General features: G+C 56.1%; 12 protein-coding genes. 6 read left to right on the top strand and 6 right to left on the bottom strand.

The window, feature by feature from the left end:
• The 5 genes from LJE94_04250 to thrS all read right to left on the bottom strand — a co-directional run.
• The coding region (locus LJE94_04250; GenBank protein ID MCG6909319.1) for a hypothetical protein at positions 1 to 558 on the bottom strand (558 nt) is incomplete at its 3' end.
• A 311-nt stretch (positions 559 to 869) separates the two neighbouring features.
• On the bottom strand, positions 870 to 3,638 hold the full coding sequence (gene fdhF / locus LJE94_04245) for a formate dehydrogenase subunit alpha (GenBank protein ID MCG6909318.1): 2,769 nt from the start codon (positions 3,636 to 3,638) through the stop codon (positions 870 to 872).
• 55 nt (positions 3,639 to 3,693) lie between these two features.
• Positions 3,694 to 4,086, bottom strand: coding sequence for a VanZ family protein (locus LJE94_04240; GenBank protein MCG6909317.1), 393 nt, complete (start codon positions 4,084 to 4,086; stop codon positions 3,694 to 3,696).
• A 114-nt stretch (positions 4,087 to 4,200) separates the two neighbouring features.
• Positions 4,201 to 4,434 carry a hypothetical protein gene (locus LJE94_04235; GenBank protein ID MCG6909316.1) on the bottom strand — a complete coding sequence of 78 codons (234 nt, stop codon included), beginning with the start codon at positions 4,432 to 4,434 and terminating at the stop codon, positions 4,201 to 4,203.
• Positions 4,435 to 4,573: 139 nt separating this feature from the next.
• Positions 4,574 to 6,487: a threonine--tRNA ligase gene (gene thrS / locus LJE94_04230; GenBank protein MCG6909315.1), complete on the bottom strand. Its 1,914-nt coding sequence runs from the start codon at positions 6,485 to 6,487 to the stop codon at positions 4,574 to 4,576.
• A 170-nt stretch (positions 6,488 to 6,657) separates the two neighbouring features.
• On the opposite strand from thrS, the gene LJE94_04225 reads away from it, so the two are divergent.
• The 3 genes from LJE94_04225 (at position 6,658) to LJE94_04215 (ending at position 10,967) form a co-directional block, all read left to right on the top strand.
• Entirely contained in the window at positions 6,658 to 7,812 is a 1,155-nt protein-coding gene (locus tag LJE94_04225) for an HRDC domain-containing protein (GenBank protein ID MCG6909314.1), read from the top strand.
• A gap of 80 nt (positions 7,813 to 7,892) precedes the next feature.
• A complete protein-coding gene (locus LJE94_04220; GenBank protein MCG6909313.1) occupies positions 7,893 to 9,869 on the top strand; it encodes a molybdopterin-dependent oxidoreductase in 1,977 nt (658 codons plus the stop codon).
• A 120-nt stretch (positions 9,870 to 9,989) separates the two neighbouring features.
• Positions 9,990 to 10,967 (top strand): quinone oxidoreductase, encoded by a 978-nt coding sequence (locus LJE94_04215; protein MCG6909312.1) that lies wholly within the window; start codon positions 9,990 to 9,992, stop codon positions 10,965 to 10,967.
• Between the two features lie 108 nt (positions 10,968 to 11,075).
• On the opposite strand, the gene LJE94_04210 is transcribed toward LJE94_04215, so the two are convergent.
• The gene (locus LJE94_04210) at positions 11,076 to 12,092 is read right to left on the bottom strand and encodes a hypothetical protein (GenBank protein ID MCG6909311.1); all 1,017 of its coding nucleotides are present in this window, start codon (positions 12,090 to 12,092) and stop codon (positions 11,076 to 11,078) included.
• A gap of 425 nt (positions 12,093 to 12,517) precedes the next feature.
• On the opposite strand from LJE94_04210, the gene aroF reads away from it, so the two are divergent.
• The 3 genes from aroF (at position 12,518) to LJE94_04195 (ending at position 16,903) form a co-directional block, all read left to right on the top strand.
• Positions 12,518 to 13,327, top strand: a complete 810-nt coding sequence (aroF, locus tag LJE94_04205) for a 3-deoxy-7-phosphoheptulonate synthase (protein ID MCG6909310.1) — start codon at positions 12,518 to 12,520, stop codon at positions 13,325 to 13,327.
• An 82-nt stretch (positions 13,328 to 13,409) separates the two neighbouring features.
• Positions 13,410 to 14,477, top strand: coding sequence for a prephenate dehydratase (pheA, locus tag LJE94_04200; GenBank protein MCG6909309.1), 1,068 nt, complete (start codon positions 13,410 to 13,412; stop codon positions 14,475 to 14,477).
• A 536-nt stretch (positions 14,478 to 15,013) separates the two neighbouring features.
• Positions 15,014 to 16,903: a hypothetical protein gene (locus tag LJE94_04195; protein MCG6909308.1), complete on the top strand. Its 1,890-nt coding sequence runs from the start codon at positions 15,014 to 15,016 to the stop codon at positions 16,901 to 16,903.
• The last annotated feature ends 138 nt before the right edge of the window (positions 16,904 to 17,041 follow it).

The following is a 17,041-nucleotide window of genomic DNA, read 5'->3' as shown; positions in this document are numbered from 1 at the left end:
AGCGCCCACGGCAATCCCCGCGGCGGTGGCCTGCGACCCGGCAAAAACGTCCGTGTCCGTCGTACGGGAGACCGAGTTGGCCGAAGCCCAGGGCAGTGCATTGGCGGAAAGCGTCACACTGACCGTGCCGCTGTTGACGACAAAATCGTTGCCTGCGCCGGTGCGGATGCCATGCACGGTTCCGATGGCCGTCGCGTGTGCTTCCGCCGTCGGATTCTGATCGCGGGAATAGGCGGAAGAGGTAACTTGCGCATCGGCACCCCCCAGCACGGTGATGAGACCCGTGTTGATGACCTCGACATCGCCGCCGCCCGCGTCTATGCCAGTGGCCGACACCTCAGACACAACGCGCCCCTCGGTACGGCAGTCCCGCGAAATAATATCCGTGGCCGCATAGGCGCTCAGGGCCGTGTTGCCGTCTATGCCTATGGCATGGGATGTGGTGCAGGTGCCGGCGTCCAGAACCTCCTCGCTTTCGGCACTCGGGTTAAGATTGATGGATGTAATCGTGGCATTGGAGACAACCTCAATTATCCAATCATTGATCACTTCATCCATACCGTCGCATCGCGCCACCTCCTCAACAGCAATTCAGCGTGCTGCCGCTTCAATTTTGCTTAGGATAGATCTTCTCGTGCTGTATAATCAGGTTGGGTTCAGATCTGGCATACCATATCGGTCACGCAAGGACTTTCAAGTCATCGTATTAAATATCCATAATAAAATCAATTGAAGTCCCATATTTTTTAGTTTTTATACAAAACATGGCTCAATTTTACTAAAAATAGAAAGGCCGCTGTCGCAGGACAGCGGCCTTACACATATTCCAGTGGTTTCTTTGCGCCCTTGTGGGTAAAAAACCGCCCGGGTCAGGCGGCACTACTCAAGTTTACCGCGCACACCTTGACCTCCGCAATACCCGACACCGGGTCCAATGCTGCCTTGGTCAGCCTGTTGGCGGCTGCTTCGGCAAAGTGAAAGGGCATGAATACCGTGCCCGGCACCACCTTGTCCGATATGTTCACCACAGCCTGAATGCCCCCGCGCCGTGAGGCCACGGTGGCTATGCCGCCCTCTTCGAGCCCGTGTTTTTCGGCATCCTCTTTGGAAATCTCGATAAAACAGCTCGGTGACCGCTCGTTCAGGCCCTCGGATTTCATGGTCATGGTCCCGGTGTGATAGTGGTACAGGACACGGCCGGTGGTCAGATAAATGGGATAGTCGTCATCCACCTGTTCGGCCGGTTCGATGTATTCGATGGCATGAAAGAGTCCTTTGCCGCGGCTGAACTGCTCCCGGTGCAGCACCGGGGTCCCCGGATGCTCGGTGTCGGGGCAGGGCCAGTGAATCCCCTCGTAGTCGATGCGCTCGTAGGTAATGCCGGCATAGGACGGCGTCACCGCGGCGATCTCCGCCATTATCTGGCCGCCGTCCTCGTAAGACATGTCGTACCCCATGCGTTTGGCAATTTCGCAGGTGATTTTCCAGTCGTCCATGGCTTCGCCTGGTCCGTTCACGGCCTTGCGCACACGCTGCACACGCCGTTCGGTGTTGGTAAAAGTCCCCTCTTTTTCGGCAAAGCACTTGGAGGGCAGGACCACATCCGCCAGTTTGGCCGTTTCGGTCATGAAAATGTCCTGCACCACCAGAAAATCGAGGCGGTTGAAACTCTTTTCCGCGTGGTTCAAATCCGGATCTGAAACCAGCGGGTTTTCCCCGATGACGTACAGCGCCTTTATCTCGCCGTCGTGGGCCTTGGGAACCATCTTGGTTACCGTCAGGCCCGGCTGGGTGGGAAGCCCGCTGACGCCCCAGGCCTCCTCCATGCGCTTGGCCACGGCCAGGTCGGAAACGGGCTGGTATCCGGAATAGACGTTCGGCAAACCGCCCATGTCGCAAGCGCCCTGAACGTTGTTCTGCCCGCGCAGGGGATTGACCCCCCCGCCCTCCTTGCCCATGTGGCCGCACAGCATGGCCAGGTTGGCCAGCGATTTGACATTGTCCGTGCCGCCGACATGCTGGGTGATCCCCATGCAGTAGCAGATGCTGCCGGCTTCCGCGCCCGCATACATTCTGGCTGCCTCGATGAGCTGCTGAGCGGGTATGCCGGTGATCTTTTCGGCGTACTCGGGCGTGTACGTCTCCACCGTCTCCTTCAACGCTTCAAACCCTTCGGTGCGGTCGGCAACGAACGCCTTGTCGTAGAGGTCCTCCTTGATGATGACATGCATCATGCCGTTGATCCAGGCGACGTCGCTGCCCAGATTCTGCCGCAGCCAAATCGAGGCAAAATCCGTCAGCTTGATGCGCCGGGGGTCGATGAGGATCAGCTTAGCCCCTTTCTGGGTCACCGCCCGCTTCATGTAGCTGGACAGTACCGGATGGTTCTCCGTGGTGTTGGACCCGGTCACCAGAATGACATCGGCTTTCTCGATGTCGGCGATGGTGTTCGTCATTGCCCCACTTCCGAATGCTGCGGCCAGACCGGCCACCGTGGAGGAATGTCAGAGACGGGCGCAATGGTCGATGTTGTTGGTTTTCAGCACCGCCCTTACAAACTTGTTGGCAATGTAGTTTTCTTCATTGGTCACCCTGGCCGAGGTCAGCACGCCGAGGCTGTCGGCCCCGTGCTGGCTTTTTATGTCCGTCAACCGGTTGGCCACCAGGTCCAGCGCCTCGTCCCAGGTTGCCTCCCGGAACGATCCGTTCTCTTTGATGAGGGGGGTTGTCAGCCTTTCGGGTGAATTGATGAAGTCGTACCCGAAGCGCCCTTTGACACACAGGCTCCCGTAATTGGGGGCAACGTCCTCGACGCCGGTAACACCGACGACGTTGTCGTCCTTGACGTGCAGGTGGACCTGGCATCCGACGCCGCAATAGGTGCATGTTGTGCGCACCTTGGTGGTTTCCCAGGGCCTGACCTTATAGCGGGCGCTCTTTGCCACCAGCGCCCCGACCGGGCAAACCTGCAGACACTCGCCGCAGAATACGCAGTCCGAGTCCTTCAGGGGCTTGTCCCCCGGTGTCACGATCTTGACGTCGGCTCCCTTGTAACCAACGTCGATGGCATTGTTTACCTGGACCTCGTTACAGGCCTGGACGCACCGTCCACACTTGATGCACCTTGAAAAATCACGCACGATAAAGGGATTGACGGTCTCCATGGGGTAAGGCACCGTGGTTTCCAGGTCTTTTTCAGCCGAAACCTGGTAGCGGTAGGCCAGGTCCTGGAGCCGGCAGTCACCCCACGCGGGGCACAGCTCTTCGCTCTGGTCCTTCTCCTGGACGGCCATTTGAAACCGGGTCCAGTCGCTGCCCTCGGAACCGCGGATGGCGCAGTTGTGATTTCCCGAAGAAAGCATCAACTGGATGATCATCTTCCGCGCTTCCACGACGCGTGCCGATTCGGTCTGCACCACCATGCCGGCGGACGCCGGCGTGTCGCACGACGGCAAGAGGTTATTTTCCCCCTCCACTTCGACCACGCAAACCCGGCAGTTCCCCGTAGGCGAAGCCCCCTTCAGGTAACAAAGTGTCGGGATGTCGATGTCGGAACGCCTGGCTACATCCAGGACGGTCTCACCCGGTTCAAAAGAAATCTCATTCCCATTCAAAACGATGGTCTGGTCTTCGCTCATGCCTATTTCCCTCTCCTTGAAAACGGTTTTTTTGCGATCCGATCTGTTTATCGAATTAAGATTTTTTTGTCAATAAAACGGTCGCGATAATGCCGCCGGCGACGCTGCCGATGAAATTCGCCGCGGCGTCCATAACCTCCGCGTGGCGTGACGGTACGAAATACTGATGAATCTCGTCGCTGACGCCGTACAGGGTCGTGAACAGGATCGCCAGTATGATGGCGTTCGCGGCGCCGCGTCCGGCTTTACCGGCATGTAGCGCCCGGAAGAAAAGGATGGCCAGCACGGCATAGACCCCCGCGTGGATCAGTTTGTCCGAAAGATCGAAGGTCGGGATCTGCTCCGGGGCGGGAAAGGAGGACTGGATAAAAATGAGAAGGCAGAACAGCAGTACCGGCAGCCAGTGAGAAATAAACCGTTTAAACGTAGTGGCGTCATTCAGGTGCATAAAAAAGGCCGGCCCATGTGAACCGGAAATGCCAATGTCTAATTCCCCAAATTTCAGCCAATCCAATACCAAATGCTTCAAAAGGCATCGGACGCCTCGTTTTTTGGGGATCAATTACCACCCCGTCGTCGGCCGCCGGCTCCCGAAGATTTTCTCACAGGGCGCGTTTTTGGTCACATGCTTCTCCAGCGACTGGCACCAGAGGGCGTGAAAGGTGTGGCAGCTGCCGTCCAGGGCATCCACTTTGGCCACGTCCGCGTGCTCACACCGCAGGTCGCACCACTTGACGCGATGGGTGGTTACGCCGGCGTTGGACCTTTCCTTTTTGACCTTCTTGTGTCGTCTCATTGTCGTTTCCAAATGAGCCCCCATGGAGCGGTAATAAATAGAAGGGGGTCAAGGGTTCGAATGAGAAATACGCCACTGGCTGATAGTTGCAGAAAGAACCCGTTCTCTGGCCTCCGACCTCTGGTCTACCGCCCCTTTGCTAAAACGCCGGATTCAGGTCCAGCGCCCGCTTACGAATGTGCGCCTTGACGGTTTCCAGAAAGGCGTCCCGGGAAACCCCCATTTTCACCTTGCCGTCCAGCGTGCGCACCGCAATGCTTCCGGAGTCTCTTTCCTTCTCCCCGAATGTCAGGATCAGCGGGATGTTGGCCAATTGCGCCTCGCGAATCTTTTTGTTGAGGCTTTCCGTGCGCGTGTCCACGGTCATGCGCAGACCATTGGCCGCCAGAAGGGCGCCGAGTTCCCCGGCGGCGCTCGTCAGTTCATCGTTGATCGGCAGAATTACCGCCTGGACCGGCGCCATCCACAGGGGAAACTTCCCGGCGAAATGCTCGATGAGAATGCCGAAAAAGCGCTCGATGGAACCGAAAATGGTCCGGTGGATCATGATGGGACGCCGCCTTTCGTTGTCCCGGGCGATGTATCCCAGGTCGAAGCGCTCCGGCAGGTTCATGTCCAGCTGGATGGTACCGCACTGCCACGTGCGCCCGAGTGCATCCTCGATGTGCAGGTCGATTTTGGGGCCGTAAAATGCGCCGTCGCCCTCGTTGAGCCGGTAGTCGATGCCGTAGCTTTCGAGGGCGGCCCGCAACCCTTCCGTGGCCACCTCCCACTGTTCGTCGGTGCCAATCGATTTTTCCGGACGGGTGGAAAGCTCCAGCAGGAACCCCAGCCCGAAAATCCCGTAAATCCGTTTGGCCAGTTTGAGCACGCCGAAAATTTCGTCCTGTATCTGGTCCTCGGTCATGAAAATGTGCGCATCGTCCTGGTGAAAGGATCGCACCCGGAAAAGGCCCGACAGGACGCCGCTCATCTCATGGCGGTGGACCAGGCCGATCTCCGAAACCCGCATGGGAAATTCACGGTAGGAATGGGGCCTGTTCTTGTACAGCAGCATGCCCCCGGGGCAGTTCATGGGTTTGATGGCATACTGATTGTCGTCTACGGCCGAGGTGTACATGTTCTCCCGGTAGTTCTCCCAATGGCCGCTGCGCTCCCAAAGCTTCTGTTCGAGCATGATGGGCGTCTTGGTTTCCACGTAGCCGGCCGCCCGGTGTTCTTCGCGCCAGAAATCCAACAGGACGTTCCATACCTCCATGCCCTTGGCATGAAAAAAGGGCATTCCCGGTGCCTCCTCGTGGAAGCTGAAGAGCTCCAGGGCCTCGCCGATCTTGCGGTGGTTTCGCTTTTTGGCCTCCTCGATGAAATTGAGGTACTTCTTGAGCTCCTTCTTGTCGAAGAAGGCGGTGCCGTAAATCCGCTGCAACTGTTCCCGGCTTTGGTCCGCCCGCCAGTAGGCCCCGGAGACCTTCATCAGCTTCACAGCCTTGAGAAAGCCCGTGTGAGGAATGTGGGGGCCCCGGCAAAGGTCGGTAAACTCGCCCTGTTCGTAGAAGGATATGTTTCCGTCTTCCAGGTCCGCTATCATCTCCAACTTGTACGGTTCGTCCTTGTAGAAGGCCAGGGCTTCCTTCTTGGAAACGCTTTTGCGCGTAATGGGCAGCCTGGCCTTGGCCAGTTTTTGCATCTCCGCTTCGATCTTGGAAAAATCGTCTTCGGAAACGGGTTCCATGTCGATGTCGTAGTAAAACTGGTCCCCGACGACCGGCCCGATGGTCAACTTGGCGTTTTTATACAGCCGCAAAATGGCCTGCGCCATCAGGTGGGCCGCACTGTGCCTGAGTATTTCCAGGCCCTCCTCGTCTCTGGTGGTTATCAGCCGGACCTTGGCGTCCGCTTCGATGGTACGGTTCAAGTCCACCAGTGTCCCGTTCAACTCCATGGCCACACAGTTTCTTGCCAGCCCTTCGGAGATGCTCATGGCGACATCGAGCCCTGTGGGCGCCTTATCAAAAGACTTTATGCTGTTGTCGGGAAGTGTTATGTTGATCATCGTCGTTCACCGTAAATCGTTTCGCCTTTGGGCCGCGCTCAATCAGACCACAAGGGCATCGAGGACGCAAAGGCCTGAAAATTTAAATAGGAACCAGCCGGTTGTACAAGATGAAAAACCGTATCGATTCGCCATCTGCGGATGGACACAAGTTAAGGTAATAACAGTATATGGTCAAGCAAAAAGAAAAATCGTCACCAGCCTACCAGTGGGTCACGACCACCCGTGAACTTCGAACGATGCTGGACCGTTTGAAAAACAAAAACGCCGTCGGCGTCGATATGGAAATGGATTCCATGTTCCACTACCGCGAAAAGATCTGCCTGATACAAATGGCCACGGAACGGGAAACCTTCCTCCTCGACCCCCTGAAAATACCCGACATGAAACCCCTCAAGCCCCTGTTCGAAAACAAGCGGATAAAAAAGGTGTTTCACGGGGGGGATTATGATGTTCGTTCGCTCTTCAGGGATTTCAACATCAACGTCAGCAATCTTTTCGACACCCAGCTTGCCAGCCGTTTTCTGGGCATTCAGCAAACCGGCCTGGAAGCCGTGCTCAACAGCCGCTTCAACGTCGTCCTGGACAAACGCTACCAGAAAAAAGACTGGTCGCAGCGGCCTCTGCCGGAGCACATGCTGGCCTATGCCGCCAGGGATGCGTGTTTCCTGGTGCCGCTTTCAAGGGAGCTGGAAAAGGAACTCCGCGGGAAAAAACGCCTTGCCTGGGTGAAGGAAGAGTGCGAGTGGCTGAGCAGGGTAAGGCCGGCGGCCAACCACGGCCAGCCCCTGTTTTTGAATTTCAAGGGCGCCGGCCGTCTGAAGCCGGGGGATCTGGCCGTACTGGAAGCCCTGCTCCAGTACCGCAAAAGCGTTGCCAAAGCCAAGGACAGGCCTCTTTTCAAAACCATCGGCAATGCAACCCTGCTGACACTCGCCGGCAAAAAGCCAACCAGCAAGAAGCAGCTGCAGGCGACCAGCGCCTTGAGCGCCAAACAGGCCGGACAATACGGATCGGAAATCGTGAAGGTGATCAAAACCGCCCTGAAGCTGCCCGCGGATCAGCACCCCGTCTATCCCCGCAAAAGGTTGCCCAGCTTGAAGCCGGCGGTTTCCAACCGCATCAGGGAGATCAAGCTGTGGCGGGATGCCAAAGCGGAGCAACTGGGCATCGACCCGTCGCTGGTGCTGACGAAAATGTTGATCTGCGATATCGCAAAAAAACACCCCAGGTCCGTCCGGCAGATGCAGAGCGTGGAAGGCATCCGCCGGTGGCGGGTGCGTGAATTCGGCAGGGCGATCGTCACCCTGTTGAAGGACATGTAACCAGCTGCGGGCCGTCCAAAAAAGGAAAGCCGCATCGCCACCAGCGACACCAAACACAACCCACAAAACACTACCTAAAAATGATAAAGAAAACCGTTTGTGCCCGTGACTGTTACGACACCTGCTCCCTTCTGGCCCATCTCGATGCAGACCGGAGAATCACCAAGATTCAAGGTGACCCCGGTCATCCGCTGACCAGGGGCCTCACCTGCCCCCGCAGCGCAAAGGACCACGTGCGTCTCCTGAACAACCGTGTCGACACCCCCTGCATACGCAACGATTCGGTGTTGAACCCCTGCACATGGGAAACGGCCACGGCACACATTGCCGGGAAATTACGCACCGCCCTGAATGACCACGGGCCGCAACGTGTTCTTTTCCTGCAATATGCCGGCAACACGGGCCTTTTGACCTATTCCTACCCGCAACGGCTCTGGCGGGCCCTGGGGGCCACTTTTTCGGACGGCGCCCTTTGCAGCAAATCCGGACACACCGGCCTGGCCTACCACTACGGCAGCAGCTACGGGCTCGACCCCCTGGAGCTGCCCCGCATGCAGCTCATCGTTTTCTGGGGCCACAACGCCGCCGTTAGCTCGCCGCATCTCTTCAGCCTGGCGCGGCAGGCGCGCAGGCAGGCGGGTGCCAGAATCGTCGTCGTCGACCCCATCGAAACCCTCACGGCCGGAAAGGCGGATCTCTGGATCCGGGTCAGGCCGGGATCGGATGTCGCCCTGGCCTATGGTGTCATCAATCGATTGATTGCCGATCAGGGCATCGATGAAACCTTCGTCACAAACAGGACAACCGGTTTCGACGCCTTGAAACGGGCCGCCGGGAAGTGGGATCCCGGGAGGGTCGCACGGTTCTGCGGCGTCGAACCGGACAAACTGAAAGCCCTGAGTGATCTCTACAAGCGCTTGAGACCGGCGGCGACCATGATCGGCTTCGGCCTGCAGAAGCGCTCGGGCGGCGCGGACCAGGCCAGAGCGGTCGCCTTCATCCCGGCGCTCCTGGGAGCGGAAAGAGGATTTTTTTACGGCAACGGCGGCGCCTACGATGTAGACATGCCGTCTCTGAAAGGCGAACGCCAGGCAACCGTTCCGGCCGGTTCCGTCAGCCAGGTGGCCCTGGCCGACGAACTCGACAGCGGGCGTTTCAAGTTCGTCTTCGTCAGCGGCATGAACCCGGCCCTGACCATCCCCAACCTGCAGGCCTTCGACCGGGGGGTCGGCCGGGACGACCTCTTTCTGGCGGTCCACGAAACCCACTGGACACGCACCGCCCGAATGGCCGACGCCGTTTTGCCGGCGCCCACTTTCCTGGAAAAGGACGACCTCATCATTTCCGACACCCATCCCCTGGTCAGTTTTTCCAAAAGCGTGATCGATCCCGTCAACGACAGCCGAAGCGAAATATGGGTTATGCAGACGCTTGCAGAGAAGCTGCGGCTGGGTGAGGACTGGCTCTATCAGGACCCCGTGGACGCCCTGCAGGAGGTAATGGCAAACGCCTTCGAGTCCGGATGCTTTCAAGACCTCCTGAAGGGTCGACGCCTCCGATTCAAACGCCTGCCCCCGGGGGAATACCGGACACCTTCGGGAAAGATCGAGTTCTGGTCCACCATGGCCGAAGAAGCAGGCCATGCGCCCCTGCCGCGTCAAGCCGAACTGCCTTCAGGGGACGCCTCCTTCACCTACATCACCAGCGCCGTCCCCGAGTACACCCACACCCAGTTCCAGGAGGTTTACGGCCCCATACCGGCGGTGGTCGATATACATCCCCGAACGGCCTCCAGGCTGAACATCGAGGCCGGGCAACGGGTTGCATTGAAAAGCGCCGTCGGCAGCATCGTTCTGAAGGCGCGGCTGTCGGAGCGTGTCCCTGAAGATGTGTTGTGGTCGCCGCGTGAAATGCTGGATCTCGACGGCAGGCCGCAGAACCGCATCGTGGACGGCACGCCCCAGGCCATCGGATCCGGGCCGCGGTTCAACGCCACCCGGGTAGTGCTTGAAAGGGTCGATACCAGTGAAAGCCGGTCTCCCTCATCGTTTAGGTAAAAAATAACCGATGCCGCCCCTATTGATCCCATAGTTGCATATGGCTATGCCGATAATTATATTAATACCTAAGTTCAATTTAGGTAATATATGGATTCTGCAAATATGGAGGCCCACACCATGAACCATGCCATTCGAATATATGAAAACGGGGGCCCCGAGGCCCTGAAATGGGAACCCCATGAGACGGGAGAGCCCGGCGAGGGGGAAGTGCTCGTCCGTCACCGGGCCGTGGGGCTCAATTTTATCGATGTCTACCACCGAACCGGTCTTTATCCCCTGCCCTCCCTGCCCGCTACGCCCGGGCTGGAGGCCTCGGGAGTCGTGGAGGCAATCGGTCCCGGCGTAACCGAATTTCAGGAGGGCGACCGTGTCGCCTATGCCGGTGTTCCTCCCGGGGCCTATTCCCAGGCGCGCTGTATCCCGGCCCACCGCCTGGTCAAGTTGCCGGAGGCCATCTCGTTTGAAACCGGGGCCGCGATGATGCTGAAAGGCATGACCGCACGCTACCTGATCCGCAGCTGTTATCCTGTAAAAAAGGGGGACACCATCCTCATCCATGCCGTCTCCGGAGGGGTGGGGTCGATCGTTTCCCAATGGGCCAACCATCTCGGTGCCACGGTGATCGGAACGGTAGGATCCCGGGAAAAAGCCGAAAAAGCCCGGGCCAACGGCTGTCTTCACCCTATTCTTTACGAAAAAGAGGATGTTGCCGCCAGCGTCAGGGAAATCACCGCCGGCAGGGGGGTTGACGTGGTTTATGATTCCGTGGGTCAGGCCACCTTCATGAAATCCCTGGACTGCCTGCGGCCGATGGGCACCATGGTCACCTTCGGCCAGTCATCGGGGCCCGTGCCGCCTCTGGATACGGGCATCCTGGCCGCCAAGGGCTCCCTGTTTCTCACGCGACCGAGCCTCATGACCTACACGGCCGAACGTGAAGACCTTCTGGCCCACGCCGAGGATCTGTTTGCGGCAGTGGAGGCCGGCGCCGTCGACATAAAGGTGAACCAGACCTATCCGCTGGCCGATGCCTCGCGCGCCCACCGGGACCTGGAAGGCCGCAAAACGACGGGATCTACGATTCTTTTGCCCTGATAAAAGTTTGTACCAAACTTTTACGGACCTATAACCAATAACAAGGTAAAAGCCTGCCGGCCGAGGGGTGCCTAATTTGGGTTATAGGCCCAAACTTTTATGATTCATCTAAAAGGAACCCCTGACGATTTCCTCCAGCAGCTTGCGGTAGCAGAGGTAGTTCGCCAGCGGCATGTCCGCACGCATGCGGCCGTCGGCCAGAGGCACATACCCGCCGGATGCCAGCAAGGGCGGGACCTTGGTTTCCAGTTCCCGCCTGATGGCCGCTTCGCCCAGCCGAATGACGTCCAGGTCGATGCCGCCCATCAACCTCAGATCGCGGCCGTATTCTTTCCTCAGGCCGCGGTAGTCCATCGCCTCGGTCTCGGCCTCGCACGACCACAGACAGTTGAAGCCCCATTTCAAAATCAGAGGGATGAGTATGCGCGCGTTGGCGTACGTCTGAAAAATGATGGCGGCGACATCGTGGCGGTGCAGGACCTCGAAAACCGGCGCATAGCTTTCGAGGACGATCTCCTCGTACATGGCGGGTGACAACAGCGGCTGGTCGTTCCCGCCGATGGGTTCGCTGAATACGGCCGCATCGACATCCACCTCCCGGAGCACCCTGTCCGCCAATCTTGCCGCAAACTCACCCTGTATGCGCATCATGTTGCGGACGAGTGCGGGCTCGTCCACCAGCAGATACATCACCTCGCGAAAACGGCGCCAGTCCTCCACCCCCATCGAGAGGAAAAATCCCTGATGGACATACATCATCAGCGCGTGCTCCCGGCTGCGCCACGCGTCAATCTTTTCAGAGAACCCTTTTGGCATGCGTTTTTCTTCCAAAGGATCTAAGCGATGCTCGAAAATCGCCAACTGCTCCGGCGCTGACGGCCAGATTTCGATATCGGGGATGGGGTACAGGTCGGTTTCCAGGGTTTCCCTTTTGTCCGCGGCCACGGTTCGCCAAAGCGCCTCTTCATCGGCCAGCCCCTGCCTCTTCCATGCCTCGATGACCTCGGGTCTCAGGCCTTCATCGAAGCAGGGTGCCCGGTCGACTTCAGCGTATTGCATCGTCCTGAGAAACCGTTCGCGACTGGTCATGGGCCTGTCGTTCGCATCGTGACCTTTTACTTTCATTCCAAACCTCCTTGTCTGAAAAACAATCAAATCACAAAAATATCATTTGGAAAATGAATTCTCTTAAAAAATCATGAGATAACCATCAAAACCATCCAGTTTTTAGAAGGCTGTGTCGATTCCAACACGAGACCGTCAATTGTAACCAATGATTTTTTACGGTTGACAAGCATTTAAGAAACCAGTATGCCCACGTCACAGGAGAAAGCTATGAATACCGACACAGACAAAATCATCGACAAATTTGCGTTCGGACGCTTCTATTTTTTCTTTAGACGCGTCCATCCGGACAGCTGATGCTTCCATAACAACAGCATCCCGGGTGGACATGAACAGCCACCCGGGTTTTTTATTTCATCGCCCCGGGTCAGGTACCCGGGGCTTTTTTATTTGGCTTGAATGACATTTGATTGAAAGACTGAGACATGAAAAATTTAAAACTGGCATCGATTGAACAGAAGGAGAGAAGCGTCGTCAACGCCGGGGGCGTCGAGGTGGGCAAGGGACTGGTGGTCATCGCCGGTCCGTGCAGCGTCGAAAGCGAAAAACAGACCATTGAAACCGCCAGGGCGGTCAAAGCCGCCGGCGCCGATATGATGCGCGGCGGGGCGTTCAAACCCCGCACTTCCCCCTATGCTTTCCAGGGACTTGGCCTTAACGGATTGAAAATTTTAGAAAAAGCACGAGAGGAAACCGGCCTGCCCATCGTGACCGAAGTCATCGACCCCCGCGATGTCAGCTGGGTGGCGGAATTTGCCGATGTCCTTCAGATCGGTACGCGCAACATGCAGAATTATGCCCTGCTCAAGGAAGTCGGCAAAGCCGGCCGCCCGGTTCTGTTGAAACGCGGCATGTATTCCACGCTGGAGGAATGGCTCAACTGCGCCGAATACATCCTGAGCGAAGGCAATCCCGACGTAATCCTTTGTGAACGCGGCATCCGGACCTTCGAAAAGTATACCCGCAACACACTGGACCTGAGTGCGGTGCCGGCCATCAAGGAGTTGACCCATCTGCCCATTATCGTCGATCCGACACACAGCACCGGACGGATCAGCCTGATCGGTCCCATGAGCAGCGCCGCCGTGGCGGCCGGCGCCGACGGGCTCATCATCGAAGTCCACAACCGGCCCGAAGAAGCCCTGTGCGATGCGGACCAGGCCTTGACGCCGGCAATGTTCGAAGGCATCATGGCTCAAATCAGGCCGCTGAAAGCGTTTCTAGAAAGCAATTGAAAAAAACGCTGCAGACGTTTCCAACCAACCGGAACACAACACAACATAACAACATCATATATAACACAAGTAGAGGGTGGCCATGAAATTGAAAGAGATACGCAAACAAATCGATAAAGTCGACAGGGAGCTTCTGGTATTGCTCCAGGAAAGAATGGGTCTGGCCCTGCGGTCCAAAAAATTCAAGGAGACCGTCACCGACCCGGCGCGTGAAGAGGATGTGCTGGCACGCATCGAACACATGAATCTGGACCTGATCGAACGCTCCTTTTCCCGGCATCTGCTCAAAACCATCATCGATGAAAGCAAACGGCTTCAGGAGGAGGATCGTTCCCTGGTGGCCTTTCAGGGCGAACACGGGGCCTACGGGGAAGTTGCGGCACGGACGCTGGTTCCGGGCGGCGCCTACATTCCCTGCATGGAATTCATCGACGTGTTCCGAGGCGTCGAACAGGGGTACCTGGACCTGGGCGTCGTCCCGGTCGAAAACTCCCTCGAAGGGGCCGTCACCCAGGTGAACGACCTGCTCACCACAACGAACCTGAAAGTGATCGGAGAAGCCAAGGTAGCGGTCAATCACTGCCTTTTAGCGACCGAAGCAACGGATTACCGGGAGATTCGCCTGGTCTATTCGCACCCCCAGGCCCTGGCACAGTGCCGTGGGTTTCTCATGCGCAACCACCTCGAACCGAGGCCCTACTATGATACGGCCGGGGCGGCAAAAATGCTGGCAAGGGAAAATCTCAAAGCGGCTGCCGCCATTGCCAGCGAGTTGAGCGCAGAGCTTTACAACCTCGAAATTATCAAGCGCGGCATCGAAGACGGTCCGGCCAATTCCACCCGTTTCCTGCTTCTCGCCAGAGAGGCTTATGAAAAGATCGGCGACAAGACGTCCATCATATTCGTAACCCCGCACAAGGCCGGCAGCCTTTACGGCATCCTGCAGCTGTTTGCCGACGCCGGCATCAACCTGACCCGTATCGCGTCCATGCCGCTGCGCACGGAACCAGACAACTACAGCTTCTTTCTCGATTTCGAGGGCACCGAAAACGACCCCGACGTGGCGGAAGTCCTCAACAAAGTGGAGGGCATGACCATCACCATGAAAAATCTGGGCAGTTATCCGGCGGCCAACGGCAAAGGGAGCTGAGAAAAGCTAAACCGGAGATAGAGCGGATACCAGGGCGTGCATCACTTGGCACCGGTTTCACCCTGGAAGGACTATGCCGAATTGCGTTTGTTGCGTTCATTGTGTTTATTGCGTTTGTTGAGCTTCTCGCTAACCCAATGAACCCCATAGTTGCATAAACAACATGGCAAAGTGTATATAATGGTCTGTTATTACAATGGATATCAAATAGACAGCGCTACTTTCTGGATGCAACATAAAGTGAATTCTAAGGATTGTGTCTATTTTACCATGTTGTTTACCCTGCGGGAAAGCCTGAGGACTTCAGATTCCGCGTTGCTGAGGGTTCGAAGTAAAACGCTACGACTTCACCCTCAGACGCCTTGACTCTGAAGCCCTCAGGCTTTTGCAACGCTGGGGTATACATAATATGTGCATGATAAAAAAGTGTTTTCAGTAGTGTGTATTTTTAGTATTAGTCCTTACAGCACATATACTTTCCATTGAACACGCTGGTTCCAATAGATACGGTATCTGAAACTTTATGTGGAGGTGCTATGAAATTAATGGTTCAATTCCGCTATTTGTTGATAGGTTTAATCGCTGCAGCAGGTACCATAGTTTTTTCAGGGTGTGGTGGGGGGGGATCCGGTCAGTCGACAAAATTCAAGGCTCAGGTCGTCATGGGGCCAATCATAGGCGCCAATGTTTCCGTCTACCGTGCCGATGATCAATTCGACACCTCTACAACGCAGCCCGCCACTCCCATTGCGGTTGGATTGACAAGAGACGGCACCCCGCTTGCAAATGCCGGTGGCTTCGAGGTCTCTATTCCTTTGGAAAATCTCGAAGAGCCGCTTTATATCGTCGTTTCAGGAGGGGTTGACATCGATGTCGATGACGACGGCGTCAGGGACGAAGAATATACTGAAAACACGATTCGATTTGAATTCATGGTTCCGTCGGCGAACGATTTGGCCAACCTCAGGCTTACCACTAAGTTCAATCCCCTGTTGCTGCTTGCCTCCGGATATGCAATCGGCAATCTTTATGATGAGGGTGAAGTCAGCAATGAGGGCATAAAAATGGTGCTGAGAAGCGTTGCCAAGGCGTTTCTCACGGGAGAGGATCAAGATGGAGACGGCCTTGTCGATGACCTGGATGGTGACGGTTTCCCGGATGACATCAACAGCGACGGCCATATAGACTGGCAGGACATCGTCACTTTCAATCCCACCAACGAGGAACACAAGGCTAAATGCCGCATGCCCTGGGAATTTCTTCTTGCGGAACTCGACCGCCAACGAAACGGATACAATTCAACCCTTAGATTGCAATATATTAAATATTTTGCCTTCGATCCTCATGTCATTGCGAATACCGCTGCCGGCGGCAGCATGCATCCAATAGACCATGACAATGATGGAAGTTGGATCGACGAAGAAGACCCATATGATTTTTTTCAACTCGTCTATTCTACAACGCTGAACAATTATACATTACAGGACCTCGTTGATGGGCAGGGAATGATTGGCGGCGATGTTTCATTTCCGGAACCTCTTGATTTGTTCTATGGATATTACGAATTTGGGAATGGAAACAGTGAATGTGATTACATCCAGAAAACCGCTGCCGGCCACTTGCCCCTTGCCCTGAATTGCATCGAGGTTGCAGACGATGCAGCAACCCTGCTTAACCAAAGCCTGGGTGTCGATGTCGGCGGTTTTGTCTATGAACCTGCCAGGGCGCCTGAAGGTATTTACAATGTCACTTACAAAACGGGCGATGGCCAAAACCACCAGGAAAGTTTCTACATTCATGAAATAAGTGAAGATTCCTACGTCCATGCCATTCCCCAGGTATACCTCGATGATCAAAAGCGTATCGAACACATCACCTTGCGATTTGAAGATGTTTATGGGAACGAATTGATCGACCCGCCTGTCCTCCAATGCGTTGTATGGATGAACCCCAACTGGAGCAGCCCTGAAGAGGCGAACCAGCTGCTGAGAGGGGCAGGCTACTATGCCCCGGGACTGAATTTATACAATTCTCAGGTTGATTATTTAGGGCTGACAAAACCCATATACCCGACGAACAACGGGCACAAAATTTACATTGAGGACGTAAACCCAATCTACATCGGCATTCTAACCGGAGACGGCGTGCAAAGATCGTTTGGATTTTATCTGGATCAAACCTATCTGCCACAGATAGAGACGCTGGAATTGGCGGGAGGTAACGTGACGGCGTCCTATGTCAGTTCCTCCGAGACCGGGAAACCGGTAGAATCGATAACCTACAGATTCGACAATACAGACTGGTCGGAGGTGGCGGGAAACAGCGTCACAACAGAGGTGCCGCCGGGAGCCGGTGTGTTTTATGTGACGGCGACGGATGATTCAAATTTCTATGCCTACCCTCCTGATACGCTTCAAATAGACTAACCCCCAATGAGGAGAAACGCATGAAAACCCACGCGACTTTCAACAAACTATCGCTGTGCGTTGTTGCAATGGCTTGCATCATCGGCGCCGTTGCCTGTGCGAGCATCCCGGTACGCAGTTATGATCAAGAGGTGTCGC

It is taken from the genome of Deltaproteobacteria bacterium (assembly GCA_022340465.1).
Lineage (GTDB): Bacteria > Desulfobacterota > Desulfobacteria > Desulfobacterales > B30-G6 > JAJDNW01.
Note: the sequence above shows the minus strand (reverse complement) of the source record. Positions and strands in the feature narration are given on the sequence as shown.